The 23,398-nt window shown below is 74.6% G+C and carries 21 protein-coding genes; 10 read left to right on the forward strand and 11 right to left on the reverse strand.

The features are described 5' to 3' along the window. The first annotated feature begins 138 nt into the window (after nt 1-138). Nucleotides 139-501, forward strand: coding sequence for a hypothetical protein (locus ACFWXO_RS38775; RefSeq protein ID WP_380530244.1), 363 nt, complete (start codon nt 139-141; stop codon nt 499-501). Nucleotides 502-556: 55 nt separating this feature from the next. Here ACFWXO_RS38775 and ACFWXO_RS38780 read toward each other — a convergent pair whose 3' ends face one another. From ACFWXO_RS38780 to ACFWXO_RS38810, 7 genes are all read right to left on the reverse strand, one after another. Then, entirely contained in the window at nt 557-1,369 is an 813-nt protein-coding gene (locus tag ACFWXO_RS38780; protein WP_380530247.1) for a DUF1963 domain-containing protein, read from the reverse strand. A 91-nt stretch (nt 1,370-1,460) separates the two neighbouring features. Next, nucleotides 1,461-2,204: a DUF1295 domain-containing protein gene (locus ACFWXO_RS38785; protein WP_380530298.1), complete on the reverse strand. Its 744-nt coding sequence runs from the start codon at nt 2,202-2,204 to the stop codon at nt 1,461-1,463. Between the two features lie 56 nt (nt 2,205-2,260). After that, a complete protein-coding gene (locus ACFWXO_RS38790) occupies nt 2,261-3,589 on the reverse strand; it encodes a class I SAM-dependent methyltransferase (protein ID WP_380530250.1) in 1,329 nt (442 codons plus the stop codon). After that, nucleotides 3,586-4,335, reverse strand: coding sequence for a DUF1365 domain-containing protein (locus ACFWXO_RS38795; protein WP_380530252.1), 750 nt, complete (start codon nt 4,333-4,335; stop codon nt 3,586-3,588). The genes ACFWXO_RS38790 and ACFWXO_RS38795 overlap by 4 nt, the downstream gene beginning before the upstream one ends. Further along, nucleotides 4,332-5,660, reverse strand: coding sequence for an NAD(P)/FAD-dependent oxidoreductase (locus tag ACFWXO_RS38800; protein WP_380530255.1), 1,329 nt, complete (start codon nt 5,658-5,660; stop codon nt 4,332-4,334). Before ACFWXO_RS38800 ends, ACFWXO_RS38795 begins: the two co-directional genes overlap by 4 nt. Before the next feature lie 219 nt (nt 5,661-5,879). Then, the gene (locus ACFWXO_RS38805) at nt 5,880-6,710 is read right to left on the reverse strand and encodes an alpha/beta fold hydrolase (RefSeq protein WP_380530258.1); all 831 of its coding nucleotides are present in this window, start codon (nt 6,708-6,710) and stop codon (nt 5,880-5,882) included. Nucleotides 6,711-6,784: 74 nt separating this feature from the next. Further along, the gene (locus ACFWXO_RS38810) at nt 6,785-7,594 is read right to left on the reverse strand and encodes a YhjD/YihY/BrkB family envelope integrity protein (RefSeq protein ID WP_380530261.1); all 810 of its coding nucleotides are present in this window, start codon (nt 7,592-7,594) and stop codon (nt 6,785-6,787) included. Nucleotides 7,595-7,805: 211 nt separating this feature from the next. On the opposite strand from ACFWXO_RS38810, the gene ACFWXO_RS38815 reads away from it, so the two are divergent. Beyond that, the gene (locus ACFWXO_RS38815; protein WP_380530263.1) at nt 7,806-8,369 is read left to right on the forward strand and encodes a YbaK/EbsC family protein; all 564 of its coding nucleotides are present in this window, start codon (nt 7,806-7,808) and stop codon (nt 8,367-8,369) included. A 48-nt stretch (nt 8,370-8,417) separates the two neighbouring features. On the opposite strand, the gene ACFWXO_RS38820 is transcribed toward ACFWXO_RS38815, so the two are convergent. Both ACFWXO_RS38820 and ACFWXO_RS38825 read right to left on the reverse strand, forming a co-directional pair. Beyond that, a complete protein-coding gene (locus ACFWXO_RS38820) occupies nt 8,418-9,131 on the reverse strand; it encodes a UBP-type zinc finger domain-containing protein (protein ID WP_380530266.1) in 714 nt (237 codons plus the stop codon). Next, nucleotides 9,128-10,378, reverse strand: coding sequence for an NAD(P)/FAD-dependent oxidoreductase (locus ACFWXO_RS38825; RefSeq protein WP_380530268.1), 1,251 nt, complete (start codon nt 10,376-10,378; stop codon nt 9,128-9,130). The genes ACFWXO_RS38820 and ACFWXO_RS38825 overlap by 4 nt, the downstream gene beginning before the upstream one ends. Before the next feature lie 253 nt (nt 10,379-10,631). Between ACFWXO_RS38825 and ACFWXO_RS38830 the strand changes: the two genes are divergently transcribed. The 6 genes from ACFWXO_RS38830 (at nt 10,632) to ACFWXO_RS38855 (ending at nt 17,308) form a co-directional block, all read left to right on the forward strand. After that, nucleotides 10,632-11,264, forward strand: coding sequence for an alpha/beta hydrolase (locus tag ACFWXO_RS38830; RefSeq protein WP_380530271.1), 633 nt, complete (start codon nt 10,632-10,634; stop codon nt 11,262-11,264). Nucleotides 11,265-11,486: 222 nt separating this feature from the next. After that, complete coding sequence (locus ACFWXO_RS38835; RefSeq protein ID WP_380530274.1) at nt 11,487-13,031, forward strand: MFS transporter; 1,545 nt, start codon at nt 11,487-11,489, stop codon at nt 13,029-13,031. 106 nt (nt 13,032-13,137) lie between these two features. Beyond that, nucleotides 13,138-13,527 carry an SCO5389 family protein gene (locus ACFWXO_RS38840; RefSeq protein WP_380407015.1) on the forward strand — a complete coding sequence of 130 codons (390 nt, stop codon included), beginning with the start codon at nt 13,138-13,140 and terminating at the stop codon, nt 13,525-13,527. A gap of 182 nt (nt 13,528-13,709) precedes the next feature. Then, a complete protein-coding gene (locus ACFWXO_RS38845; protein WP_380530278.1) occupies nt 13,710-14,744 on the forward strand; it encodes an LLM class flavin-dependent oxidoreductase in 1,035 nt (344 codons plus the stop codon). Nucleotides 14,745-14,922: 178 nt separating this feature from the next. Next, complete coding sequence (locus tag ACFWXO_RS38850) at nt 14,923-15,570, forward strand: hypothetical protein (protein ID WP_380530280.1); 648 nt, start codon at nt 14,923-14,925, stop codon at nt 15,568-15,570. 241 nt (nt 15,571-15,811) lie between these two features. Then, the gene (locus ACFWXO_RS38855) at nt 15,812-17,308 is read left to right on the forward strand and encodes a DUF2079 domain-containing protein (protein WP_380530283.1); all 1,497 of its coding nucleotides are present in this window, start codon (nt 15,812-15,814) and stop codon (nt 17,306-17,308) included. Here the strand turns inward: ACFWXO_RS38855 and ACFWXO_RS38860 are convergent. Further along, complete coding sequence (locus tag ACFWXO_RS38860; RefSeq protein ID WP_380530286.1) at nt 17,292-18,377, reverse strand: glycosyltransferase; 1,086 nt, start codon at nt 18,375-18,377, stop codon at nt 17,292-17,294. The two genes, ACFWXO_RS38855 and ACFWXO_RS38860, sit on opposite strands and share 17 nt — an antisense overlap. 444 nt (nt 18,378-18,821) lie before the next feature. Here ACFWXO_RS38860 and ACFWXO_RS38865 point away from each other — a divergent pair, with 444 nt between their 5' ends. Together ACFWXO_RS38865 and ACFWXO_RS38870 are read left to right on the forward strand one after the other, a co-directional pair. Continuing rightward, nucleotides 18,822-19,976, forward strand: coding sequence for a hypothetical protein (locus ACFWXO_RS38865; RefSeq protein WP_380530289.1), 1,155 nt, complete (start codon nt 18,822-18,824; stop codon nt 19,974-19,976). A gap of 197 nt (nt 19,977-20,173) precedes the next feature. Next, entirely contained in the window at nt 20,174-20,815 is a 642-nt protein-coding gene (locus ACFWXO_RS38870; RefSeq protein ID WP_380530292.1) for a hypothetical protein, read from the forward strand. A 49-nt stretch (nt 20,816-20,864) separates the two neighbouring features. Here the strand turns inward: ACFWXO_RS38870 and ACFWXO_RS38875 are convergent. After that, on the reverse strand, nt 20,865-23,398 hold a 2,534-nt coding region (locus tag ACFWXO_RS38875; protein WP_380530295.1), incomplete at its 5' end, for a collagenase.

A 23,398-nucleotide genomic window follows, 5' to 3' on the forward strand; every position in this document is an offset into this window, starting at 1 on the left:
CCCCCGCCCCCCCACACCCCCCCCCGCGCCCCCACCCCTTTTTTTTGTGGGTTTGGGGGGGTTGTTTTTGTTTTATACCCCCCTGCCCCCCGGCCCCCCCCCCGGCCGCGCCACCGACTCGCACTCCCCGGGAGCAGCATGTCCGCCGACCGATCCGCCCGTCTGCTGAGCGGCCTCCTGCTGGGCGCCGGGGTGGCGCACTTCGCCGTGCCGCGCCCCTTCGACGCGATCGTCCCGCGCGCCCTGCCGGGCCGCCCGCGGGACTGGACCCACCTCAGCGGACTGGCCGAGCTCGCCGTCGGCGCGGCCGTCGCCCACCCCCGCACCCGGCGCGCCGGGGCCCTGGCCGCGGCCGCCCTGTTCACGGCGGTGCTCCCGGCGAACGTGCGGATGGCCCGCGACTGGCGCACCCGGCCCGCCCCGCTGCGGGCGGCGGCCGTCGCCCGGGTGCCGCTCCAGGTGCCGCTGGTGCTCTGGGCCCTGCGGGTGGCCCGGGACTGACGGCCCACCGGACGGGCCCGCCGACACCGGCGGGCCGGTTCGGCTGCGGGCGGGTTCAGCTGTCGTAGCGGTGGGTGAACGGGCGGCCCGGGCAGGTGCGGCACTCGAACAGGTACACCCCGCCCAGGTCGCCGAGGCTGAGTCCCGCGCCCTCCCAGCGGTGGTCGCGGTCCTCGACCGGCGTCCAGGCCTGCCCGGGGCCGTGCTCCTCGGTGCTCTCCACCGTGAGCAGGTGGTCCATCGCCGTTCCGCAGCCCGGGCAGTCCGGCCACTGCGCGTCCTGGCTCCAGCCCGGGTAGCCGCCCAGCTTGATCCCCGGCGCGGTGGACAGGTGGTACTGGTAGTCCCAGCCCGTCTCCTGGTCCACCTGCGCGAAGCGGGGTTCCAGGGCGTCCCAGAGCTCGTCCGACAGGTCCCAGCTCGGGTACTCGGCGACCAGCTCCGGGTGCACGAGGCACGGCCTCGGCACGTATCCGTACGGCGCGTCGGCCGGCGTCTCCGGGGTCGGCCGCACCTCGCCCACCTCCCCGGCGGTCCGCCAGTGGAGCAGCGGGACGACCCACTGGCCTTCGTGCCGCAGCGGGCACCAGAGCAGCTGGAGCAGGTCCCGCCCCTCCGGGAACGGCACCGGGTCCGGCAGGTCGGCGCGGTGGAGCTGGACGACCGCGACCATGGGCGAGCCCGGGTGGCGCGGGCACTCCGGCCACGGTTCCTCCGCCGGCCAGAGCAGCGGACCGCCGACCGAGCTGTCCCCCGGCGCCGGCCGGCCCGCGCGCGGGTGCAGCCGCACCGCCTCGCGGCGCAGGGGCACGACTTCGGGGAACAGCTCTTCGACGTTCAGCGGGCGCGGCGGGGTTCGACGGGTCACCCGGGGACGGTACCAGCGACGGCGGCCGGGGCGCACCGGGATTTCGGGGCGGACGACGGCCATGGCCTGCGGGGACTACGGGCGACGGAAGCTACCGACGACGGCGCGGCGGCAGCGGGAGGAAGCCGCTGGTGCGGGCGGTGTACTCGGCCCAGCCGGGGCGGTCGGCCCCCAAGTGCCGTTCCAGCATGGGCTTTCCGCTGCCGAAGGCCAGCAGGTACGTCATCAGCAGCGGGCTGGGCACGAACGCCCAGCCGGTCGGGGTGTCGGCGCCGAGCAGGAAGAGGCCCCACCAGACGCAGGCGTCGCCGAAGTAGTTGGGGTGGCGGGTGTAGCGCCACAGGCCGCGGTCCATGATCCGGCCCCGGTTGCCGGGGTCGGCCTTGAACCGTGCCAACTGCCGGTCCCCGACGGCCTCGAAGCCGAGTCCGACCGCCCACACCGCCGCGCCCGCCCAGGCGAGCGCCCCGGGCGGGCCGGGCAGGTACTGGGCGGCCTGGACGGGCAGCGAGACGAACCAGACGATGGCCGCCTGGAGCAGGAAGACGATGCGCAGCGCGTACCGGGTGCGGGCCGGGCCGGCCGGTGCGCGGGCGAGCATCCGGGCGTAGCGCGGGTCCTCGGGGGCGCCCCGGGCGCGCCACCACAGGTGGACGGAGAGCCGTACGCCCCACACCGTGACGAGGACGGTGACCAGCAGTCGGCGCCCGGTGTCGCCGTGCCCGGCGGACAGCGCCAGGCCGGTCAGCGCGATCGCGGCGAAGGCCAGGCCCCAGGCGACGTCCACGCCCCGGTACCGCCCGGAGCGCAGGCCGACGACGAAGGCGGCGAGCATGACGGCGAGGGCGACACCGGCGGTGGCGGCGAGGTTGAGGCCGAAGGCCGCGGCGTTCACGCCCGCGCCCCGTACGGGCCCGGCACGGTGCCGCCGTCACGGGTCAGCAGCAGCTGGTGCACGTTCAGGTAGCCGGTGCGGAAGCCGGCTTCGGAGTAGCCGAGGTAGAGCTCCCAGGTGCGGCGGAACACCTCGTCGAAGCCGAGGGCGGCGACCTCCGGCCACCGTTCGGTGAAGCGCTCGCGCCACAGCCGCAGGGTCTCGGCGTAGTGCGGGCCGTACGCGTCGGCGCGGTCCACCCGCAGTCCGGTGCGGGCGGCGGTGTCGGTGATCGCCCGCAGCGAGGGGATCTGGCCGCCGGGGAACACGTACTTGAGGATCCAGGTGTAGGTGCGGCTGCTGGCGAGCATCCGGTCGTGGGGCATGGTGATGGCCTGGAGGGCGATCCGGCCGCCGGGGGCGAGGACCCGGTCGAGGGTGGCGAAGTACTCGGGCCAGAAGGGGCGGCCGACGGCCTCGATCATCTCCACGCTGACCACCGCGTCGTACCGGCCCCGGGCCGAGCGGTAGTCGCAGAGCCGGACCTCGGCCCGGTCGGCCTGTCCGGCGTCGGCGATCCGGCGGCGGGCGAGCGCGAGTTGCTCCTCGGAGAGGGTGAGGCTGACCACCCGGGCGCCGCGGGCGGCGGCGCGGACGGCGAGTTCGCCCCAGCCGGTGCCGATCTCCAGCAGCCGGGTGCCGGGGCCGACGGCGGCGAGGTCGAGCAGCCGGTCGATCTTGCGGTGCTGCGCGGCGGGCAGGCCTTCCCTGGTCGCGGTCGGCCGGGCGCCCGGGGCGTCGGGGAAGAGGGCGGCGGAGTAGGTCATGGTCGGGTCGAGGAAGAGCGCGAACAGCTCGTTGGAGAGGTCGTAGTGGCGGTGGATGTTGCGCCGGGCGTTGCCGGGGGTGGACAGCTCCGCACGGGGCGGGCGCCGGACGTAGAACCGGCGCAGCCACCGGGTGCCCCTGGGCACCAGGGCTTCGGGGGCGGCGGCCAGCGCGGTGAGCAGCGCGACGGGGTCGGGGCTGTCCCAGTCACCGGCCTGGTAGGACTCGCCGAAGCCGATCAGGCCGCCGGTGCCGAGGCGGTGCAGGAAGGCCCTCGGGTGGTGCAGACGCAGCACCGGGACTCCGGTGGCTGGCTCGAACTCGTCTTTCGTGCCGGGCAGTTCGATCCGGATGCCCTGCCGGGAGGCGGCCCGGCGCAGCACGCGTGCGGCGACCGCGGCGCGCAGCGGGGCGTGCGGCACCCGGACGACGTCCGGCCAGCGGGCGGGGTCGACGACGGGGGTCGGCCGGGCAGTGGCGCCGGGCGGGGTGGTGCTCGTCGGGGTGGTGCTGGTCATGCGGTGGGCACCTCTTCCGTGGCCGGGTCCGGGTGGACGGGCAGGCCGCGCAGCCACAGCCGGATGCCCTGGTAGCGGATGTGCAGGCTGACGGCCCAGGTCGCGAACGGGTGCCGGAGCGCCGCCCGCAGCAGGGTGCGGGGGCCGGCCGGGCGGGCAGTGCCGTGCACGGTGGCGGTGAACGCGTGGCCGTCCGGCCGGTCGAGCCGGACGGTGAGGTCGAGGCGCTCGCCCGGCGGGGGCAGGGACATCCGGTAGTGGCCGTCGACCGGGAAGAACGGGGAGACGTGGAACTCCTTGGGCGTCCCGGCCCGGCCGGCCGCGTCCGGGTGGAGCAGGTAGCGGTGCCGGCCGCCGTAGGTGTTGTGCACCTCGGCGACGGCGCAGCGCACCCGGCCCTGCGGGTCGTGGCACCAGTAGACGGTCAGCGGGTTGAACACGTGCCCGAGGGAGCGGGCCTGGGTCAGCATCAGGACGCGGCCGTCGCCGAGCCGTACGCCGTGGCCGGCCAGGAAGTGTTCCAGGTCCTGACGTATCGTCAGGTCCCGTTCCGTGCGGTCGACCGCGTGGTCGCGGGCCCGGAAGGCGGCCAGCGGGCGCAGCGGCCACGGGATCGGCGGCAGGTGGTCCGGGTCGACCAGCCAGAGGTAGCCGCGGTGGCGGAAGACCCGTCGGGGTGCGGCGCGGACGTGGGTGGTCCGGGTCTCGTAGAGCACGGCGCCCCAGGGGCCGGGGAGGGGGTTCACGGCGCGACCGCCCCCAACAGGGCCCGGGCCGCCTCGACGCCGGAGCGGCAGCCGTCCTCGTGGAAGCCCCAGCCGTGGTAGGCGCCGGCGAACGCGGTGCGGCCGGTGGTGAGTTCGGGCAGTCGGCGCTGGGCGGCGACGGTCCGGGCGGTGTACACCGGGTGCTCGTAGACGGTGCGGGAGACGACCAGTTCCTCCGGGATCGGGTGCTGCCGGTCCTCGTTGAGGGTGACCAGGTAGTCCTCGGCGGTGTCCAGGCGCAGCAGCCGGTTGAGGTGGTAGCTGACCCGCACCCGGTCGGCGGGGGCGGCGCAGTGCGGCATCCGGTAGTTCCACGATCCGCGCGCCGAACGGGCCCGGGGCAGCACGGAGGGGTCGCGGTGCAGCACGGTGGGGTTGCGCGAGTAGCCGAAGGCGCCGAGGACCTCCAGTTCGGCGTCGGTCGGGTCGGCGAGGAGTTGCAGGGCCTGGTCGGCGTGGGTGGCGACGACCACGGCGTCGGCCTCGGTGCGGCGCCCGTTCCCGGAGACCACGGTGACGCCGTCCGGGTGCCGGCGCACCAGCCGGACGGGGGCGGAGCGGTGGACGGCGCCGAGCCGCTCGGCGATCCGCTCGACGTAGCTGCGGGAGCCGCCGACGACGGTGCGCCAGGTCGGCGAGCCGGTCACCCCGAGCAGGCCGTGGTTGTCGAGGAAGGCGAACAGGTACCGGGCCGGGTAGTCGCCCGCCAGGTCGGGGGCGCAGGACCACACGGCGGAGACCAGCGGGGTCGTGAAGTGGTTGACGAAGTACGGCGCGAACCGCCCGGCGGCGAGGAACTCCCGCAGGCTCGGGTCGCCCGCCGCCGGGTCGGCGAGGAGCCGGCGGGCGAGCCGGTGGAAGCGCGGCACCTCGGCGAGCATCCGCAGGTACCGGCCGCGCACCACGGCGTCGGGGCGGGCGAACAGCCCGGCCGGCCCGCGCGCACCGGCGTACTCCAGGCCGCAGCCGTCGCAGTGCACGGACATGCTCATCTCGCTGTCCTGGGTGCGGACACCGAGTTCGGCGAACATCCGGACCAGGTGCGGGTACGTGCGCTCGTTGTGCACCAGGAAGCCGGTGTCCAGGGCCAGTTCACGGCCGTCCGGCCCGGTGGCGCGCTGGGTGTGGGCGTGGCCGCCGAGCCGCTCGTCGGCCTCGAAGAGCTCCACCTCCACCCCGGAGCGCGACAGCTCGTACGCGGCCGTGAGCCCGGCGACACCGGCCCCCACCACCGCCACCCGCCGCCCGGGCGGCCCGCCCCGCGTCACCCGGAACCGTCCGGAGGTGGTGTCGACCGTCGTCACGAGGGCCCCTCTCTGCCCAGGGCGCGCACCTGCGGCCCTGTCGGTGGTCTGCACCCGTTGTTCGGAGCCGGCTGCCGCCCGGATTGGTCGGCGGCGGTCCGCCGTCCCGAAGGGCCGTCCACGGCTTCGCCGTCACCTCGGGCAGGCCGGGCAGACGGCCGGCGGCGGCACCGGCGCTACCGGTGGTGACCTTCCCTCACGCCCCCGGGCCGGACCCCGTCAGCGGCCCCAGAACTCCCGCAGGGCGGCGTTGACGGCCGCGGGCTCCTGGGTGTGCGGGTAGTAGCCGGGAACCCGCAGGAGCCGGCCCCCGAGGGAGTCCGTGAGGGCGTCGGCCACGGCCATCAGGGGCAGCCCCACGTGCTCGCGGTACGCGGCCGGGGCGTGCTCCCACGTCCCGCAGATCACCAGGACGGGCAGAGCCCCGCCCCGGAGCGCCGCGAGCGGGATCTCCGCCTCCCAGACGGGCCGCTCCCCCATCGAGGTGGCGACGGCACGCAGTCGGCGCGGCGTGGGCTCGGGCATCGCCATCCCCAGCCCCTCGGTGGACGCCCGCAGGTACTGCTCCGGCGTGACGCCCTCCGGGATGCCCGGGGCGGCGTCGCGCACCCGGTCGAGGAGTTCCGCGACGACCGGGTGGTGCGCGGCGGCGGTGAAGGCGGAGGGCTGGATCAGGGCGAGGGAGCGAACCAGGTCGGGTCGGCGCGCGGCGGCGATGAGCGCGGAGACCGCGCCGTTCCCGTGCGCCACCAGGTGGGCACCGCCGGGCCCCGTGGCCCCGTCCCGGCCGCCGAGCACCTCCACGATGTCCCCGGCGTCGACCTCGAAGTCGCTGCGCGCGGTGTCCGGGCTGTCGCCGTAGCCCCGGCGGTCCATCAGGAGGAGCCGCCGGCCGACCGCGAGGGGCCGCTGCCCGGCGAACCCGTAGGCGGGGTCGCTGCCCCAGGTGAAGATGGTGTGGACGAACACGGCGGGGGCGTCGCCCGGGGCCCCCGAGGGCCGGTCGCCGCCGACCCGGTCGTCCCACACGGTCACGTGCACGGCTGCCATGGGCCGTCCTCCCGAAGTCGAGGAGCGTCAACTCCCCTGAGACTAGACCGGGAAGGCGGCGGTCCCGCGCCGCGCTACGGCGTGCGACGGGCCTGGACCAGGACGCGGCCGGCCAGCGCGCCGGCGTACACGGTGTAGCCGACGCCGATGAGCCAGGACTGGACGATCAGCACGGTGCCCACCGTCCCGTAGGAGACGGCGTTGGACACCAGCAGGGGCGCGAAGACCAGCCGGGAGAAGAGCCGGAGCCCGGCCAGCGCCACCATGGTGGCGACGGCGCCCGGCAGCAGGTCCCTGGCCGGGACGCGTCCGGCGAGCAGCAGCCGCTGGAGCCACCAGAACAGCAGGATGCCGCCGATGGTCGTCGCGGCGATCCGGACGGTCGGCTGGACGGCCGAGTGGCGCCACGGCGTGCCGCTCAGGGCGGCGACCACGATGTAGCCGGTCAGTGCGGCCAGCCCGAGGGTCTGGCGCCAGACGGTGTGCCACGGCCCGCGGTCGAGCTCCCAGATGCGTTCGTAGACCCCTTGGATCGCGGCCATCAGCGAGACCCCGAAGACGGCCAGCGCGGCGAGGCCGAAGCCCGTGGTGGTGCTGAGCACCTGGCCCCGGGAGACGAAGAGCCGGTGCACGGCGGCGGCGCCCTGGCCGGACAGGCCCAGGCCGTCCGTGATCCACTCGGCGATCCCGGTGCCGCGCGCCGGGAAGGCGGCGGCGATGACGATCAGCAGCGGGACGAGGGTCACGAAGAACAGCGCGGCGAAGGCCATCGAGCGCTGGAGCAGTTCGACCGTACGGCCCTGTTCCCACACGCTCCGGGCCACCAGCCGCGCCAGCTGCCACCAGGTACGGACGGGCGGTTCGGCCCGGCCGCGACGGGGCACCTCAGCCGCCCGGGGCGGCGGGCGGCGACGGTCGGTTCAGGCGCACTGGATCCTCCCTGTTCACGGCACCCGCTGTTCTCGGCACCCGTTGGCGCATCCCGTCAGGATGCCACCGACGGGCCGCCCCGGCGCTCGACCGGGCCGTCGGTGGACCGGAGCAGGGGCGGGGTTACCCGGCGGCGCCCGCCGCCGCCCGCGCTACAGTCCCCCCATGAGCGATCCCTTGCACCCTCCCTTCGGAAACTTCACGGCCGTCCTCCCGGCGCTGGAGGTCCGCGAGCAGCTCGCCGCCCCCGTGGCCGACGCCCTCGAGAACTGGGACGCTCGGGCCGCAGCCGAGTCCGTGCTGTACGTGGACACCGACCCCGAGAAGGCGGACACCGCGGTGTTCTGCGAGTTCTACGCGGTACCGCCGGAACTCTCCGCGAACTGCGTGGTGGTCGCGGCCAAACGCGGCGGGGAGGTCACCCTGGCCGCCTGCCTCGCCCTCGCCACCACCCGGGTGGACGTGAACAAGGTCGTCCGCACCCACCTGGGCGCGCGGAAGGCGTCGTTCGCACCGATGGACACCGCGGTCGACCTGACCGGCATGGAGTACGGCGGCATCACCCCCGTCGGCCTGCCCGGCACCTGGCCGCTGCTCATCGACGAGGCGGTGGCCGCGGCCGACGCCGTCCTGATCGGCAGCGGCCGACGCCGGGGCAAGCTCATCCTCCCCGGTCGGGCCCTGGCCCAGCTCCCGGGCGCCGAGGTGCTGGCAGGCCTGGCCACCTGAGAGCTCGCACCGCCACGCCCTCGCAGCGCCCCGGTCGCCGGGCCCCGATCACAGCGTGCGCAGGGCCCGCTCGCACTCCTGGCACCGCCGGTCGGCGAGCACGGGCGGGTACCAGGGATCCCCGGGCCGGGCCGGCCGGTAGTGCGCGTGCTCCATCGGTCCGGTCTCCACCCCGCACAGCGTGTACGGCTGCGGGTCCTCCGAAACATCGGGATCGGCCCCGGCGGCGTGCACCGCGAACACGGCGGGTTCGACACCCTCCGGCCCGATGGCCCCGTCGGATTCCAGCTCGAAGAGCACAATGATCGATCCCATGCCCCGAGCCTCGATCATCCCTCCCGGCCCCACCTCCGGGGGTGGGCCGACGGTGGACCGATCACCACCGATCCGATCACCACCGGTCCTTCCGCAGCGGGCAGCGCCCGGCGGCGGCCCGGCGGGGCGGGCGGGGTGCAGGAACACCTCGTCGGTGTAGCACCAGGCCCAGTCGTCGCCGGGCTGGAGGGAACGGGCGATGTGGTGGCCGCCGGTGGTGCGGGCGTGGTGGTGGGCGTGCTGCCCCGGTGAGCTGTCGCAGCAGCCGACGTGTCCGCAGGTCAGACAGGCCCGTAGCTGCACCCAGGTCCGGCCGGTGCGCAGGCACTCCTCGCAGCCCGGGACGGGGTTGGCGGGGGCCTCCCGGAGCCCGTCCAGGTGGTCGCAGGTGCGCTGGACGACCAGGCCCGGGTCGACCGCGACCCGCCATGCGCGCCGGTCGTTCATGCCGGCCGGGTTCCCGGTCCGGCCAGGTCGGCCAGCACCTCCCGGGCCGCCCGGGCGCCCGAGGCGAGTGCCCCCTGCACCGAGCCGGTGGCCCGGTGGTCGCCGCACACGTAGCGCCCCGGCGCGAACCGGGTGGTCCGGCTGAGCCGGAGCGGCGCGGGCCCGGCCGGCAGCGCCTCGGCGATCCGGTACTCCTCCAGCTGCTCCCAGGCCGAGGTGTCCGCCCGGTACAGCGCACCGGCCCGGACCCGGGCCGCCCGCTCGTCCGCGTCCGTTCCCAGGACCGAGGTCGACACCAGCGCCCGCCCGTCCGGTGAGCAGCCGGGGACGACCTCCGACAGCACCACCGTGTTCAGCACCTGCCGGTCCGCGTCCACGACCAGCGTCGGCTCGGGCAAGGGGCTGACCGGCGCCGCGTGGTAGAAGGTCGTCACCGCCCGCGCCGCCGGCACTTCCAGGCCCGGCAGCAGCCGGGTGGCCTGCGCCATCCCGGTCGCCACCACGACCGCGCGGGTCCGCAGGACCGGGCCGCCCGCGAGCGCCACCCCGCCCGCCGTCACCCGTTCCACCCGGGTGCCGCACACCAGTCGGGCCGTCGGCAGCCGGGCCGCCAACTGCCGTGGCACTGCCCCGATTCCGTCCTGCGGCAGGCACAGGCTCCCGCGCAGCATGCTGCGCCACACCAGGTGGAACAGCCGGCTGGAGGTCTCCAGCCCCTCCTCCAGGAACACCCCGGCCAGGAACGGGCCGAGCACCTCGTCGACGGTGCGCCCCGACACCCCGGCCCGGCGCAGCGCGCGGCCGGTGCCGGTCTCCGGCAGGCGCTTGAGCAGGGCGGCGGGCAGCGCCGCGTCCCCCGCCCCCAGCAGCGCCAGTGCGGCCAGGTCGCGCAGCGGCAGCAGCCTGCCGGGCAGCAGGTCGCCGGCCTGGCCCGGGCGCCTGGTCGGATCGACCACCCGGCGCGCGCCCCGGGCGTCGGCCAGCAGGAACCCGGGGGTGAACGGGCGCAGCCCCAGCGCGCCCAGCTCCAGTCGCCGCCTGACCTGCGGGTAGGCGGTGTTGAACACCTGGAAACCGCGGTCGAGGCGGAAGCCCCGGACCACGTGGGTGCGCATCCGTCCGCCCACCTCGTCGGCGGCCTCCACGACCAGGACGTCCCGTCCGGCCTCGGTCAGGTCCAGCGCGCAGGCCAGGCCGGCCAGGCCCGCGCCGACCACGACCACTTCCGCCGCTGCCTCTCCTCGCATCCCGCTCACCGGCTTCCTGTCGAGTACGGGCCGCGCCGCGGGCCGTAGTGGCCCGCCGGGCGCGGGGGTGCGCCATCGGCCGCCCTCCCGAGCCACCGGATCATCCCGGCCTCTCTTCGGAGCCCGGTGGCCGAACGGATTGGATCCGGGCACTCCCTCCCCGGGTCCGCGGTGCCCGAGGGCCATCCGGAACGGTGCGGAGCACCGAATACCCGGTGCACCGACACCTCCTCGGCGGCGAACGGGAGGTCCCATGCCGCGCTCCTGGGAGCACCTACGGATCCACCACCGGCCTGCCGTGCCCCACGCCGGGGTGCTCCTGCTGCCGGGCGGCCGCGCGGACGGCCTCGCACCGCCCCGTCGCGTGAACCTGCCGGCCCTGCGGATGGTGCTGTTCGCCCGGGCCCTGCGCCGCGCCCTCCCGCGTGCCGTCGTCGCGTCCGTTCGCTACCGCCACCGCGGCTGGAACGGGTCCCGCGCCGATCCCGTGACCGACGCACGCTCCGCGCTGGTCGAGCTGGAGGGCCTCGCTCCGGGGGCTCCGCTGCTGCTGGTCGGCCACTCCATGGGGGCCAGGGCCGCCCTGGCCGCCGCCGGCCGCCCCTCGGTGGCCGGGGTGGTCGCGCTGGCCCCGTGGTGCCCGCCCGGCGATCCGGTGGGCCAGTTGAACGGCCGGCGGGTGCTCGTCTTGCACGACGGGGCGGACCGCGTCACCTCGGCCGCCCTGGCCTGGGAGTTCGCCCGTCGGGCCGCTGCCGCGGGGGCCGTCGTCGAGGCCGTTCCCATGGCCCGGGGCGGCCACACGATGGTGCGTGGCGCACGCGCATGGCACCGGCTGACCGCGGCGTTCGCGGCCGCGGTCCTGGGCGGCGCGAAGGTGTCGTAGCCGCCGACCGAGCCCCGAGGGCCGCGCGGTGGAGACCCCGCATCGGCGCCACCGCGCGCCACCACCCGCCACCGTCCGCCACCACCCGCCACCGTCCGAAAACAGACGGTTGTCGGTAATGAACGGTTGTGTTCCCTATCTCCCCGGGGCTACGGTCGGTGGTAGCGAACGGACTCCGTTCACCCATCGTCGTTCGACCCCACGCCATTGGGGGACCCTGCCATGGCAACCTCGCGCTCCCTGGCGCTCGCCCCTCCCGCGTCCGCACGACGCGGCCAGCACCCGGGGATAGCCCTCACCGTCATCGCGGCCACCCAGCTGATGGTGGTCCTGGACATCACGATCGTGAACATCGCCCTGCCGCACATCCAGCAGGCCCTGAGCTTCTCCACGACCAACCTGTCCTGGGTGATCAACGCCTACACGCTGACCTTCGGCGGGCTGCTGCTCCTCGGCGGGCGCGCGGGCGACATCCTCGGGCGCCGGCGGGTGTTCATCGTCGGCGTGCTGGTGTTCAGCTTCGCCTCGCTGCTCGGCGGCGTCGCCCAGTCCTCGTCCTGGCTGCTGGCGGCCCGGGCGTTGCAGGGCGTGGGCGGGGCGATAGCGTCGCCCACCGCGCTGGCGCTGATCGCCACCAACTTCAAGGAGGGCCCGGAGCGCAACCGGGCCTTCGGCGTCTACTCGGCCGTCGCCGGGGCGGGCGGGGCGGTGGGCCTGCTGCTGGGCGGCATGCTGACCTCCTGGCTGTCCTGGCGGTGGGTGCTGTTCGTCAATGTGCCGATCGGCATCGCGATCACGCTGCTGGCGCCGCTCTACATCAACGAGTCGGAACGCCACCCCGGGCGCTTCGACCTGCCCGGCGCGTTCACCGCCACGGCGGGCATGGTCTCCCTGGTGTACGGCTTCATCCGGGCCTCCGACCACGGCTGGACGGACGCCGTCACCCTCACCTCCTTCGCCCTCGCGGTGGTGCTGCTGTCCGCGTTCGTCGTCAACGAGCGGCGGGTCCCGCAGCCGATCACCCCGCTGCACCTGCTGCGCGACCGCAACCGCTCCGGTGCGTACGGGCTGATGCTGTGCGTGGCCGCGACGATGTTCAGCATCTTCTTCTTCATCACCCTGTTCGTGCAGGAGATCCTCGGATTCAGCCCGCTGCGGGCCGGGTTCGCCTTCCTGCCGATCAGCGTGGCCATCGTCGGCGCCGCCCAGTTCGCGGCGCGCAACCAGATCCGGTGGGGCCCGAAGCCGTTCCTGGTCGCCGGGTCGGTGCTGGTCCTCAGCGGGGTGTTCTGGGCGACCCGGATCGACATCCACAGCACCTACGTCGGCGGGATCCTCGGACCGACGCTGCTGTTCGGCTTCGGGATGGGCTCGATCTTCGTCCCGGCGATGCTCACCGTCGTCTCGCACGTGGCCCCGCACGAGACCGGGGCGGCCACCGGCAGCCTCAACGCCATGCAGCAGGTGGGCGGTTCGCTCGGCCTGTCGATCCTGGTCACGGTGTACGGCACCGCCAGCCGCAACGAGGCCCGGCAGCAGGTCGGGGCGTTCCTGCGGGAGGCCACCCCGCAGCAGGCCCTCCGGCTCAGGGCGACCGGCACGCTCCCGGCGCCGTACTCCTCGAACGTCCTGGTGCACGGCATCACCAGCGCCTTCCAGATGGGCCTGGTCTTCGCGGCGCTGGCCGTCGTCATCGCGGTGTTCGTCATCAAGGTGCGGCCGGCCCCGGCGGCACCGGACGTCAGCCCTTCGGGGGGCGGTACTTGACAGGGCGTCGGGGCGTCCAGGACAGTCCTTAGCGCACATGGTTTTCATCTTCGTTAACCATTTCCCCGTGCGCGCCCCGGGCGCGCCCCCGCGAAAGAGGACCCCCATGTCGCTCGACGTCTCCCCCGCCCTGCTCGACCAGGCCCGCGACGGCCGCGTCGACCAGGCCGACTTCCTCGACACCGTCCGCGCCTCGCTCCCGTACGCCTACCAGGTCGTCGCCGGACTCAGCACCGAACTCTCCGACGGCGAGGCCGAGTTCACCACCGACAACACCACCCCCAGCGACGAGCAGCGGGCCCAGCTGCTGCGCGCCCTGGCCAGCAACGCCATCCGCGGCAGCCTGGAGGAGCACTTCGGCGTGAAGCTCGCCTTCGTCAACTGCCACCGCGTCGGCGCCTTCCGGCCCGGCTCCGAGGACAGCGCGGCGTACCGCGAGTTCACCTCGCTGCACAACCAGATCCGCAACCAGAGCCCGGAGCTGCGCAGCTGCTGACCGGCGCCCGTCCCGCGACGCACCGGTGCCCGTTGCGCCGTGTTGCCCCGCATTGCCCCGTGTTACGGCCCGTTGTCCGGATCCCGCGCCGATCTTGTGGCACCGCGCGCGGTCTGCGTACGGTCGACGGGCACCACCCGTCCGGCCCTCCGGGGCCGCAAGACCCCCGCGGAGCCGCCACCATGCCGCCCTCCCCCCGCCCGCTGCGGAAACTCGGCTTCCTCACCATCGGCCTCTTCGACGAGGCGGACCCGCGCCGGGGCCACGAGTCCACCCTCGACCTGATCACCCTCGGCGAACGGCTCGGCTTCGACAGCGCCTGGCTGCGCCACCGCCACCTCCAGTTCGGGATCTCCTCCCCGGTCGCGGTCCTCGCCGCCGCCACCCAGCGCACCAGCCGCATCCAGCTCGGCACCGCCGTCACCCCGCTGGGCTGGGAGAACCCGCTGCGGCTCGCCGAGGACCTCGCCACGGTCGACCTGCTCTCCGGCGGCCGGCTCAACCCAGGGTTCAGCGTCGGCCCGCCCGTCCACTACGAGCACGTGCGCGGCGCGCTCTACCCCGACACCGGGGAGCACGAGGACTTCTCCCCCACCCGCGCCGAACGCTTCCTCTCCCTGGTCCGCGGCGAGGACGCCTCCGACTTCGCCGGCACCGAGGGCATCGAGGTGTACTCACGCCGGGTCCAGCCGCACTCCCCCGGCCTCGCCGACCGGCTCTGGTACGGCGCGGGCAGCCTGCGCTCGGCCCGCTGGGCCGGCGAACAGGGGCTCAACCTGCTGACCAGCAGCGTGGTCAAGCCCGAACCCGGCGACGACGCACCGGACTTCGCCGCCATCCAGGCCGAGCAGATCCGCGCCTTCCGGGCCCACCACCCCGACGGCGAGCGCGCCCGGGTCTCCCAGGGCCTGGTGGTCGTCCCCACCGACGGCGCCACCCCCGAACAGCGCGCCAGGTACCAGGCCTACGCGCTCTCCCGCACCCCGCGCACCCTCACCCCGCAGGGCCCGAACCGGCTGCTCTTCGCCCCCGACCTGGTCGGCAGCTCGGCCGAACTCGCCGAACGCCTGCACGCCCACGCCGGCTTCCGGGAGGTGGACGAGGTCGCCTTCGCGCTCCCGTTCGACTTCGAGCCCGAGGACTACACCCAGATCCTCACCGACCTCGCCACCCGCCTCGGCCCGGCCCTCGGCTGGACCCCGCCGACGGCCGGGTAGCACGGCCGGTCGGCACAGCCGGGCCGAGCGGCGGGTCCAGTGGGCCGGCCGGACGGCTCACTCGGGCCGGCCGGACGTTCCACGACCTCCGGGAAGCGAGCCGCAACCGCCCCCCGGCCCAGCACGTCCCAGCGGATACGAACGGCCCACCGGCCGGACGACACCACTGGGGGGAACCATGATCGAACCACGGGACGCCGCACCCGCGCCGTCCGCCCCGCAGACCTGCCCCGGCTGCGCCCGGACCGACCAGGTCCGCAGTGTTCCGGCCGTCCACCTCGCGGGCCGGAAGACGGTCACCGTCCACTCCCGGGACAACGACGGCAAGCTCCGGACCGGCACCCGGGAGGTCACCAGCCCGCTCTCCCGGGCCCTGGCGCCCGCCCCGGAGAAGCGCCCCGAGCGCGTCCCGGCCGTCCTCGGCGTCCCCGCCCTGTTCGCGGCGGGGTTCCTGTACTTCGTCGCCGACTCACAGAGCAGGTACGAGGACTCCAGCGCCAAGATGCTCGCCGGATCCTCCCTCGCCCACCTCTCGGACTCCTCCGGATCCGACTCCTTCTACCTGTTCTCCGGGATCGCGTTCTGCCTCGCGCTCGCGCTGTTCGCCACGGCCGCGCTGCTCTGGGCCAGGAGCAGCCGCGAACTCGCCGGCCGCCCGCAGGCCGAGCGGCTGTGGGCCACGGCCTGGTACTGCGCCCGCTGCGGGACCGCCCACTTCCCGCCCACCGCCGGACAGGGTGCGGGCGCGGTCACCCTCCCGGAGTTCCGGCGCCGGGTCTGGACGGCGGGCGGGTACGGCCACCTGGTGGACCGGTACCGCGACTGACGTCGGCCCGGGGCCCGGAAGGGTGTGCGCGGGCGGGCGGACCAGCCGGGCCGACGCGGCGCCTGCGGCCGATCGGTTGATTCTGCGCTGCGCGTGACAGCCCTTCCCCGCCGGTGCCGAAGCGTTGCTGACATCTTGTTGGGCGGCGCTCCCGGTGCGCCGCTGCCGGTGCGCCGCTCGCGGCGCGTCGTCCGCGGTGCACCGGAAGCGGCTTCGGCAGCGGCCTCCGGAAGGTGTGATCATGCAGGCGCCTCTCACCGACAGCACCGTGGACCGTCCGCCGCGGCAGTCCGGCCCCGGGGAGCGGGCCACCCGCCCGTACCTGCTGCCGCCGGTCGTCGGCAGCGCATGGTGGGTCTGGGGGCTGGCGGGAGCGCTCTTCGCCGTCTACACGACGCTGTCCGTGCGGATCCACGAACGGATGCTCTCCAACAGCTACGACCTGGGCATCTTCGAGCAGGTGGTCCGCTCCTACGCGGACGGGCACCTGCCCGTCTCCGAGTTGAAGGCGCCCGGCTTCCCCGTGCTGGGGGACCACTTCTCCCCCGTGCTGGCCCTGGTCGCCCCGTTCTACTGGGTCTGGCGCACCCCCGTGACGCTGCTCGTGGTGCAGGCCGCCCTGGTCGCCGTCGGCACGGTGCCGCTGGTCCTCTGGGCCCGGCGCAGGCTGGGCTCGGGGCCCGCCGCGGTGGTCGGGCTCTGCTACGGCCTGTCCTGGGGGGTCGCCAGCGCGATCGGCTTCGACTTCCACGAGGTGGCCTTCGCCGTCCCGCTGCTGGCCTTCTCGCTGGCCGCGCTCGCCGAGGGCCGGCTGCGCGCCGCGGCCTGCTGGGCGCTGCCGCTACTGCTGGTGAAGGAGGACCTCGGGCTGACGGTGGCGGTGATCGGCCTGCTGATCGCCCGGCGGGGCGGCCGGCGGCTGGGGCTCGGCACGGCCGCCGCCGGGGTGGCCGGGTCGCTGCTCGCCGTGCTGGTGGTGCTGCCGGCCTTCAACCCGGGCGGGGACTTCGCCTACTGGTCGTACGTGAGCGGCCGGGGGGACGGCTCGGGCGGCGGTCCGGGCGGTGCGGACACCCTCGTGGCGGGCCTGCTGTACAAGGGGACGATCGGTCTGATCACCCCCGAGGCCAAGGCGACGACGCTGCTGTTCGTGCTGGCCGTCACGGTGTTCCTGGCGCTGCGGTCCTCGTTGGCCTGGGTCGCGGTGCCGACGCTGGTGTGGCGCTTCCTCTCGACCAACGCGTTCCACTGGGGCACGGGCTACCACTACTCGCTGGTGCTGATGCCGATCGTCTTCGCCGCCCTCGTCGAGGCCCTGGCCGCCCGGCGGGCGCGGCCGGGCAGCGTACGGCGCCACCTGCTGGGCACGGCGGCGGTCTGCCTGCTGCTGCTGCCGCAGTTCCCGTTCTGGCAGCTGGTCCAGCCGGCCACCTGGCGGAGCGACCCCCGGCTCGCCGTCGCCTACCGGCTGATCGACCGCATCCCGGACGGCGCCACCGTCCAGGCCTCCACGCTGCTGGTGCCCCAGCTCACCGACCGCACCACCGTCGGCCTGTTCGGCTGGGAACCCAGCCGGCCCGACCCGGAGTGGATCCTGGTGGACACCTGGACGCCGTGGAACAAGCGCTGGCCGCTGACGCCCGAGATCGAGCGGAACCGGCTGAACTGGCACCGCGCGCACGGCTACCGCGACGTCGCTGACGTGGACGGCTACGTGCTGCTCACCCGGACCGGCTGAGCACCCCCGGAGCGGACGCCGACACCGCCTGCTCCGCGAACCTCCGGTTGGCCACGGTCTGTTCGCGGTAGGGACGGGGCAGCTCCGCGATCGCGAGCAGCCGGTCGCAGGCGGCCAGCGAGCCCCGCGCGTCGCCGACCCAGTACGCGGTGATCGAGTACTCGAAGAGCAGCCCCCAGCGGTACACCCAGGGCTCGGTGAACAGCCAGTCGTTCGGCAGGCCGCGGTCCAGCCCCGCCCGGGCGAACGCGTGCGCGGCCTGGTAGCGGCCCATCCGGCGCAGCCGGGACGTGAGTTGGTAGCAGGCCTCCAGGCGCCCCGGGCGGCTCTCCCAGGCGCGCAGCAGCGCGTCCATGGCGGACGGCCAGTCACCGCCGGTCTCCGCGGTCAGCACGCCGACCTGGAGCAGCGCGTAGTAGACCTCCTCCGGCCAGCCGCCCATCCCGGCCCGCCGCCGGTACAGCTCGATCGCCTCGGCGGTGCGTCCGAGGTCGCGCATGGTCTGGGCGAGGTAGAAGACCGCGCGGGAGTTGCCGGGGTCGCGCTCCAGGTCCGCCCGCAGCAGCCGGGCGTCGCGTTCGAACTTGTCGGACCGGGAGCCGCCGTCCGCGAAGTGCTCGATGACCAGCGCGTCGAGCTCGGCCGAGCGGTCCGGCTGGTCCGGCCGCTCCGTCGTCAGGTACTCGTGGGTCGCCCCCTCGTAACGCCAGTCGACGGTGCCGCGCACCAGCCGCTTGATCCGGTACTCCAGGTCGGCGGCGTGGCGCACCAGGTAGGAGTCGGCGGTCAGCTCGGGGAGCGGCCCTTCCTGCCGCACCACCATGTCGGCGTCGATCAGCAGCAGGTAGTCGGCCTTGCCGCGGGCGTGCCGGATGTTGAGCGTCCGGTTGTGGCCGAAGTCCGTCCAGGGCTCCTCGTGCAGCTCGCCGGGGATCCCGGCCAGCGCACGGCGGATCAGCTCCTGGGTCCCGTCGGTGGACCCGGTGTCGGAGATCACCCAGGTGTCGACCAGGCCGCGGACCGAGGCGAGACAGCGCTCGATGACCGCCGCCTCGTCCTTGACGATCATGCACAGGCAGACGGTGGGCCTCCGGCCGGGCGCCCGGGACGGGGCTGCACCGGAACGGGAAGCGTCGGATCGGGTCACAACGGCCTCTCGGAGTGGGCGGGAGGGCGGCGGGCCCGGTCGGGCACGCACCGGGACGCGCATCGCGGTGGTGATGCTATTTCGGGCCCGTTCGTCCCCCGTGCTCCCACACGGGTCAGGCCAACGGGTTCGGGCCGTCCGGGTGATCGCAGTGCGCCGCGTTGATGACATTCCGGTCCCGTCGACGCCGGAAGCGACTCCGCCGCCCGGATCAATGGCGGACACCGGGCGGGCCGCATCGTCCCGCCGTCCCCGACGAGTGAGGAGTACCGGGTGTCATCACGCGGATCACGGATCCCGAGACCGGCGGTGCCGCACCGCCGCAAACAACGCGCGGCGGGTGCCGCGCTGCTCATCACGGCCATCATGTCGACCAGCGGCACCACGTTCGCCGCCGGGATCCACAGCTACCTCCCGCAGCCGAGCCAGCAGAAGCACGGCGACCACGGCGAGGAGCACTGTCCGCCGGGCCAGCAGGAGGTGTGGGGCGAGGAGCAGCCCCAGGACGGGGGCGAGCCGACGCCCGAGGGCGGCCGGCAGACGGGTGACGGCGTCCACGCGCCGGCGTTGCAGCAGGCCGGCCCGGGTCGGTCCCTCCGCGGCGACGGCGACGGCAACGGCGAGGAGCACGGAGACGGGGGCCACGACGGCCATCACGGCCACCTGATCGGGTGCGTGGGGCCGACCGGACCCACCGGCCCGACCGGCCCTGCGGGCGAGGGCGTCACCGGGCCGACCGGGCCGACCGGGCCGACCGGCGCCACGGGCAACACCGGGGCAACCGGGGCCACCGGGCCGACGGGAGCCACCGGCAACACCGGCGCCACGGGCGCCACCGGGCCGACGGGACCGACGGGGGCTGCGGGCAACACCGGGGCCACCGGGCCGACCGGACCAACCGGTGCCACGGGCAGCACCGGACCCACGGGACCGACCGGACCGACGGGACCCACCGGCAACACCGGCGCCACCGGACCGACAGGCCCCACCGGGGCCACCGGCAACACCGGGCCGACCGGGCCCACGGGACCGACCGGAGCCACCGGCAACACCGGGGCCACCGGCCCGACCGGCCCGTGCATGTCCATCGACACCGTCACCCACGGCATGGTGCTCTACACCGGCGTGGTCAAGAACGGCACCGTCCAGGTCGGCAGCGCGCCGCTCAACGGCCCGAACGCCGACCTGACCACCTGGTCGACCCCGCCCGCGCTCCCGCTGGGGGCCGCCCCCGCCTGCGGTGTGGCCGTGTCGGACCACGGCAACCAGATCTCCGTGGAGACCATCACCACCGACGGCACGGTGTACCGGACCTTCTGCCGGTTCGCGACCGCGGACGGCAGCACCCCGGTGGACTGCGTGACCGGCAACCCGGGGTGGACGGCGATCACCAACCAGCCGGCCAGACTCCAGTCCGGTGCCCCGCCGTTCGGCACCGAGGCGCAGCGGCGTTCCGGCGACACCGGGCCGACGCGGTCGATCAAGGTGCTCTGGGAGCCGTACGTCCGCCGTACCTCCTGACCCGACCGGTCCCCACCGCCTCCACCTGCACGCCCGTCCCCGCCCCCGTCCACCGGGTCGGGGACGCGCGTCGGGCTCCGGGCTCCGGGCTCCGGGCACAGCGGGAGGGCCGACCGAAGCCCCTCCCGGTGGACGGCGTCCGGGCGGCCTGCGGGATCATGGCGGCCGCTGCCCCGCCCCGCCCGCGAAGGACCACCGTGAAGAGACCGTTCGGCCCGCTGACCTACACCTCCGCGGAGTGCGCCGAGGAGTCCGAGGCGTTCGCCGCCACCGCGAGCGGCGGTGAGCGGCTCGATGCGCTCGTCGACGCGGCGGTGTACTGGACCGACGCGGGGTCCTGCGCCCGGGCGTTGGCCCTGCTCGACGAGGTGGCGGCGGCCCGCACCGGGGGCCTCGCCGCCGAGGACGACCCCGGGCTGGACCGGATGCTGGCGCTGTACGCCTTCACCCTCCACACCGCGGGCCGCGGCGAGGAAGCCCGGGACGCCTTCACCGCCGCCGAGGCGTACGCCCGCGGCTCCGGTGACTGGTACGCCTTCGAGGACCTCGCCGACCACTTGGCCGGGGCCGGGCAGGACGAACGGGCCGTCCGGCACTGGACCACCGCGCTCGACCTGCTGCTCCCGGAGGCCGCCGACCCGCCGGCCGGCCGGGACCACGGCGCCCAGGAACACGGCGGCTGGGACCACGCCGCCCGGGAGCGCGCCGTCCACCGGATCCGCGCCGAGCGCCGCGGGGCCCGCGCCCGGCTCGGCCTCCCCTCCGACGCGCACGACCTCGCCCCGTCGCCCGGGCCCCGGCGCGGACTGTTCGACCGGCTGCTCAGGCGCGGCAGTTGACGGGCGGTGGCCCGGAGCGGGTGCTCCGGGCCACCGTGCGGAGTGCGGGTCAGTACTGGGTGGTGATGGTCACCCCGCTGAAATCGGTCTGGGCGTAGAGGCTGATGTAGCGGTAGCCGGCCGTGGTGTTGGTGACGGTCAGGCTCTGGTTGGTGGTGCCGTTGGTGGTCGAGCCGGTGGTGTAGGCGCTCGGGGTGGCCCAGGTGTCGGGGTTGTAGAGCAGGTACGCGGTGCCGGTGCCGCCGGAGCTGGACACCTTCAGCGTGGTGGTGCCGGCCGGCAGGTAGATGTAGTAGTAGGCCAGGTTGCCGGCGGTGGCGGACTGGTTGGTGCGGGAGCAGTTCTTGTCCAGCACCCGGGCGTCGGCGGCGGTGCAGCCGCTGAGGCTGCCGACGGTGACGGACTGGGTGACGGTGTTGGTCTTCCCGTTGCCGTCGGTCACCGTGAGGCTGACGTCGTAGCTGCCGGCCGCGGTGTAGCTGTGGGAGGGGTTGCGGCTGGTGGAGGTGGCGCCGTCGCCGAAGTTCCAGGCCCAGGAGGCGATGGAGCCGCCGGACTCGGTCGACTGGTCGGTGAACTGGACGGCCAGGCCGGTCGGGGCGGCGCTGAACGCGGCGGTCGGGGCGCCGCCGACCTCGCAGGCGCCGGCGGCGCAGGCGTCCAGCCAGGCGTTGAACTCGGCGTCGTAGGCGGTGCCGATCGAGTTGTAGGTCGCGTAGCCGCCGGTGTAGTCACCGGTGCGGAAGTGGCCCAGCATGTTCTGGATGACGTCCGGGTGCTTCTCGGCCATGAAGCGGACGGCCAGGTAGCCCCACGGGTAGGTGCGGGTGGTGTCGCTGTTGTCGTAGGTGTTCTGGAAGAGCGTGCTGAGCGCGTAGGTGTGCTTGGGCGCCTCGGCCATCGCCCCGGTGTCGGTGACGTTCCGGTAGCTGTAGGACACGTACTCGGCGACGCCCTCGATCCACCAGACGTCCGGTACGGATATCTGCTGGTTGAAGTCGCCCTTCATGTCGAGGCGGCCGTCGAGGGCGTGGGTGTACTCGTGGTTGAGGTTCCAGACGCCCGCGGTGAAGCCGTCGTCGCCGTTCTGGTAGGTCAGCGAGATCGGCTGGTTGCCGGGGGCGGTCGGGTCGCCGATCAGGGTGATGCCGCCGTTGTTGGTGCTGACGCCGTAGATGCCGCCCGCGTAGGTCTGGTAGTCCTGCGGGGAGGCGAACACCACCATCTGCAGCGAGTTCTCGTACTGGCCGGCGATCGGGCCGCTGTCCTTGACCAGCTTGTGGAAGAACGGGTCCTGGTTCTGCAGGCTGGCGCAGACGGCGGCCAGGTCGGCGGCGGTGAGGCTCTGCGCCAGGAGGGTGTGGGTGGCGTCGCAGGTGTGGCTGACCGGCAGGGCGGCGGCCTTGAGCTGGTCCGGCAGGTTGCAGACGCCGTAGTAGGAGCAGTTCGCCTTGTCGTAGAAGGCGGCCATGCCGGCGACGCCGACCCAGAGCGACGCGGTGGGCCCGGTGATCGAGGAGACGTCCATCAGGCCCTTGATCAGCGGGCGGACGGTGCCGACCAGGGCGGGGTGCTCGATGTACCGGGCCGTCTCCAGGCCCGCGTTGGAGGCCAGGAAGGAGTTGGTGCCGCCGAGCATGCTCCGGTGGTCGAGCGCGAAGCGGTCGAGGGTGTTGATGATGCCCGGGTCGGCGGTGACGGCCGCGACGTAGTCGGCGTTCTGGTGGCCGCGGAAGATCGGGGTGTACACGCTGTTGGCGAAGTTCACCATGTACCAGGACGCGTCCCACGAGCTGGTGTACGCGTTCAGCACCCGCTGGTAGGTGCCGAGGTAGTGGGCCTGGAGGTTGGCGCTGTCGGTGAGGATCATCGCCTGGCCCGCGACCTGGCCGTTGCCGTCGTTGACGTCCAGGAAGTGCGGGCTCGCCACCAGGGCGTCCAGCGCGGCCTGGACGGCGGCGGTGAGCGTCGCGTCGTAGCCGCCGACGTCGCCCGGGCGGTAGTACTGCACGTAGTAGCCGGCCTGGAGGAAGTAGCCCAGCTGGTAGATGCCGGTGGAGTTGTCGCCGGTGTACGAGGCGGCGGCGCTCCTGAGCCCGTTGGCGACCGCGAGCATCTGGCTCTGCTGGAACACCCCGTGGGCGTCGCCGCCGGTGAGGCGGAAGAGCGAGCTGATGCAGTCCACGGACGAGCCCTGGATGAAGGCCACCAGGTCGGAGCCGCTCCGGCCGCTGAAGTCGGCGGGGGTGCAGGAGGTGGCGGCCAGGGCCTTGGCGAGCTTGGGAGCCGGGGCCTTGGGCGCTGCCGACTGCGGTGAGCGGGGCGGGAGTTGGGCGGGGGCGAGGCGGCCGGCCTGGGTCTGGGCGTGGGTGTCGAGACCGAAGGCGGTGCCGGTGGGGGGCGTCCCGTCGGGGTGGGTGGAGCGGGTGGCCTGCCCGGGGGCCTGAGCGGCGGCGGGGCTCGCCTGGGCGCCGGCCTGCGCCGTGGGGGCGGCGAGGCTCGGGGCGGCGGCGAGGCCGGTGAGGGCGGTGGGGGGGGCGGGGGGCGCCGCGCCCGCGCCCGGGGGCGCTGTATATATCAAAA

Origin of the sequence: Kitasatospora sp. NPDC059088, from assembly GCF_042738155.1 — a bacterium.
Taxonomy (GTDB): domain Bacteria; phylum Actinomycetota; class Actinomycetes; order Streptomycetales; family Streptomycetaceae; genus Kitasatospora.

Excerpts from the sequence above, each read along its gene's own strand:
- ACFWXO_RS38830 (WP_380530271.1), top strand. The coding sequence starts at position 10,632 with ATGCCGCGCTCCTGGGAGCACCTACGGATCCACCACCGGCCTGCCGTG.
- ACFWXO_RS38820 (WP_380530266.1), bottom strand. The coding sequence starts at position 9,131 with ATGAACGACCGGCGCGCATGGCGGGTCGCGGTCGACCCGGGCCTGGTC.
- ACFWXO_RS38785 (WP_380530298.1), bottom strand. The coding sequence starts at position 2,204 with ATGCTCGCCGCCTTCGTCGTCGGCCTGCGCTCCGGGCGGTACCGGGGC.
- ACFWXO_RS38850 (WP_380530280.1), top strand. The coding sequence starts at position 14,923 with ATGATCGAACCACGGGACGCCGCACCCGCGCCGTCCGCCCCGCAGACC.
- ACFWXO_RS38790 (WP_380530250.1), bottom strand. The coding sequence starts at position 3,589 with ATGACCAGCACCACCCCGACGAGCACCACCCCGCCCGGCGCCACTGCC.
- ACFWXO_RS38805 (WP_380530258.1), bottom strand. The coding sequence starts at position 6,710 with ATGGCAGCCGTGCACGTGACCGTGTGGGACGACCGGGTCGGCGGCGAC.
- ACFWXO_RS38835 (WP_380530274.1), top strand. The coding sequence starts at position 11,487 with ATGGCAACCTCGCGCTCCCTGGCGCTCGCCCCTCCCGCGTCCGCACGA.
- ACFWXO_RS38855 (WP_380530283.1), top strand. The coding sequence starts at position 15,812 with ATGCAGGCGCCTCTCACCGACAGCACCGTGGACCGTCCGCCGCGGCAG.
- ACFWXO_RS38840 (WP_380407015.1), top strand. The coding sequence starts at position 13,138 with ATGTCGCTCGACGTCTCCCCCGCCCTGCTCGACCAGGCCCGCGACGGC.
- ACFWXO_RS38775 (WP_380530244.1), top strand. The coding sequence starts at position 139 with ATGTCCGCCGACCGATCCGCCCGTCTGCTGAGCGGCCTCCTGCTGGGC.
- ACFWXO_RS38825 (WP_380530268.1), bottom strand. The coding sequence starts at position 10,378 with ATGCGAGGAGAGGCAGCGGCGGAAGTGGTCGTGGTCGGCGCGGGCCTG.
- ACFWXO_RS38860 (WP_380530286.1), bottom strand. The coding sequence starts at position 18,377 with ATGATCGTCAAGGACGAGGCGGCGGTCATCGAGCGCTGTCTCGCCTCG.
- ACFWXO_RS38845 (WP_380530278.1), top strand. The coding sequence starts at position 13,710 with ATGCCGCCCTCCCCCCGCCCGCTGCGGAAACTCGGCTTCCTCACCATC.
- ACFWXO_RS38865 (WP_380530289.1), top strand. The coding sequence starts at position 18,822 with ATGTCGACCAGCGGCACCACGTTCGCCGCCGGGATCCACAGCTACCTC.
- ACFWXO_RS38815 (WP_380530263.1), top strand. The coding sequence starts at position 7,806 with ATGAGCGATCCCTTGCACCCTCCCTTCGGAAACTTCACGGCCGTCCTC.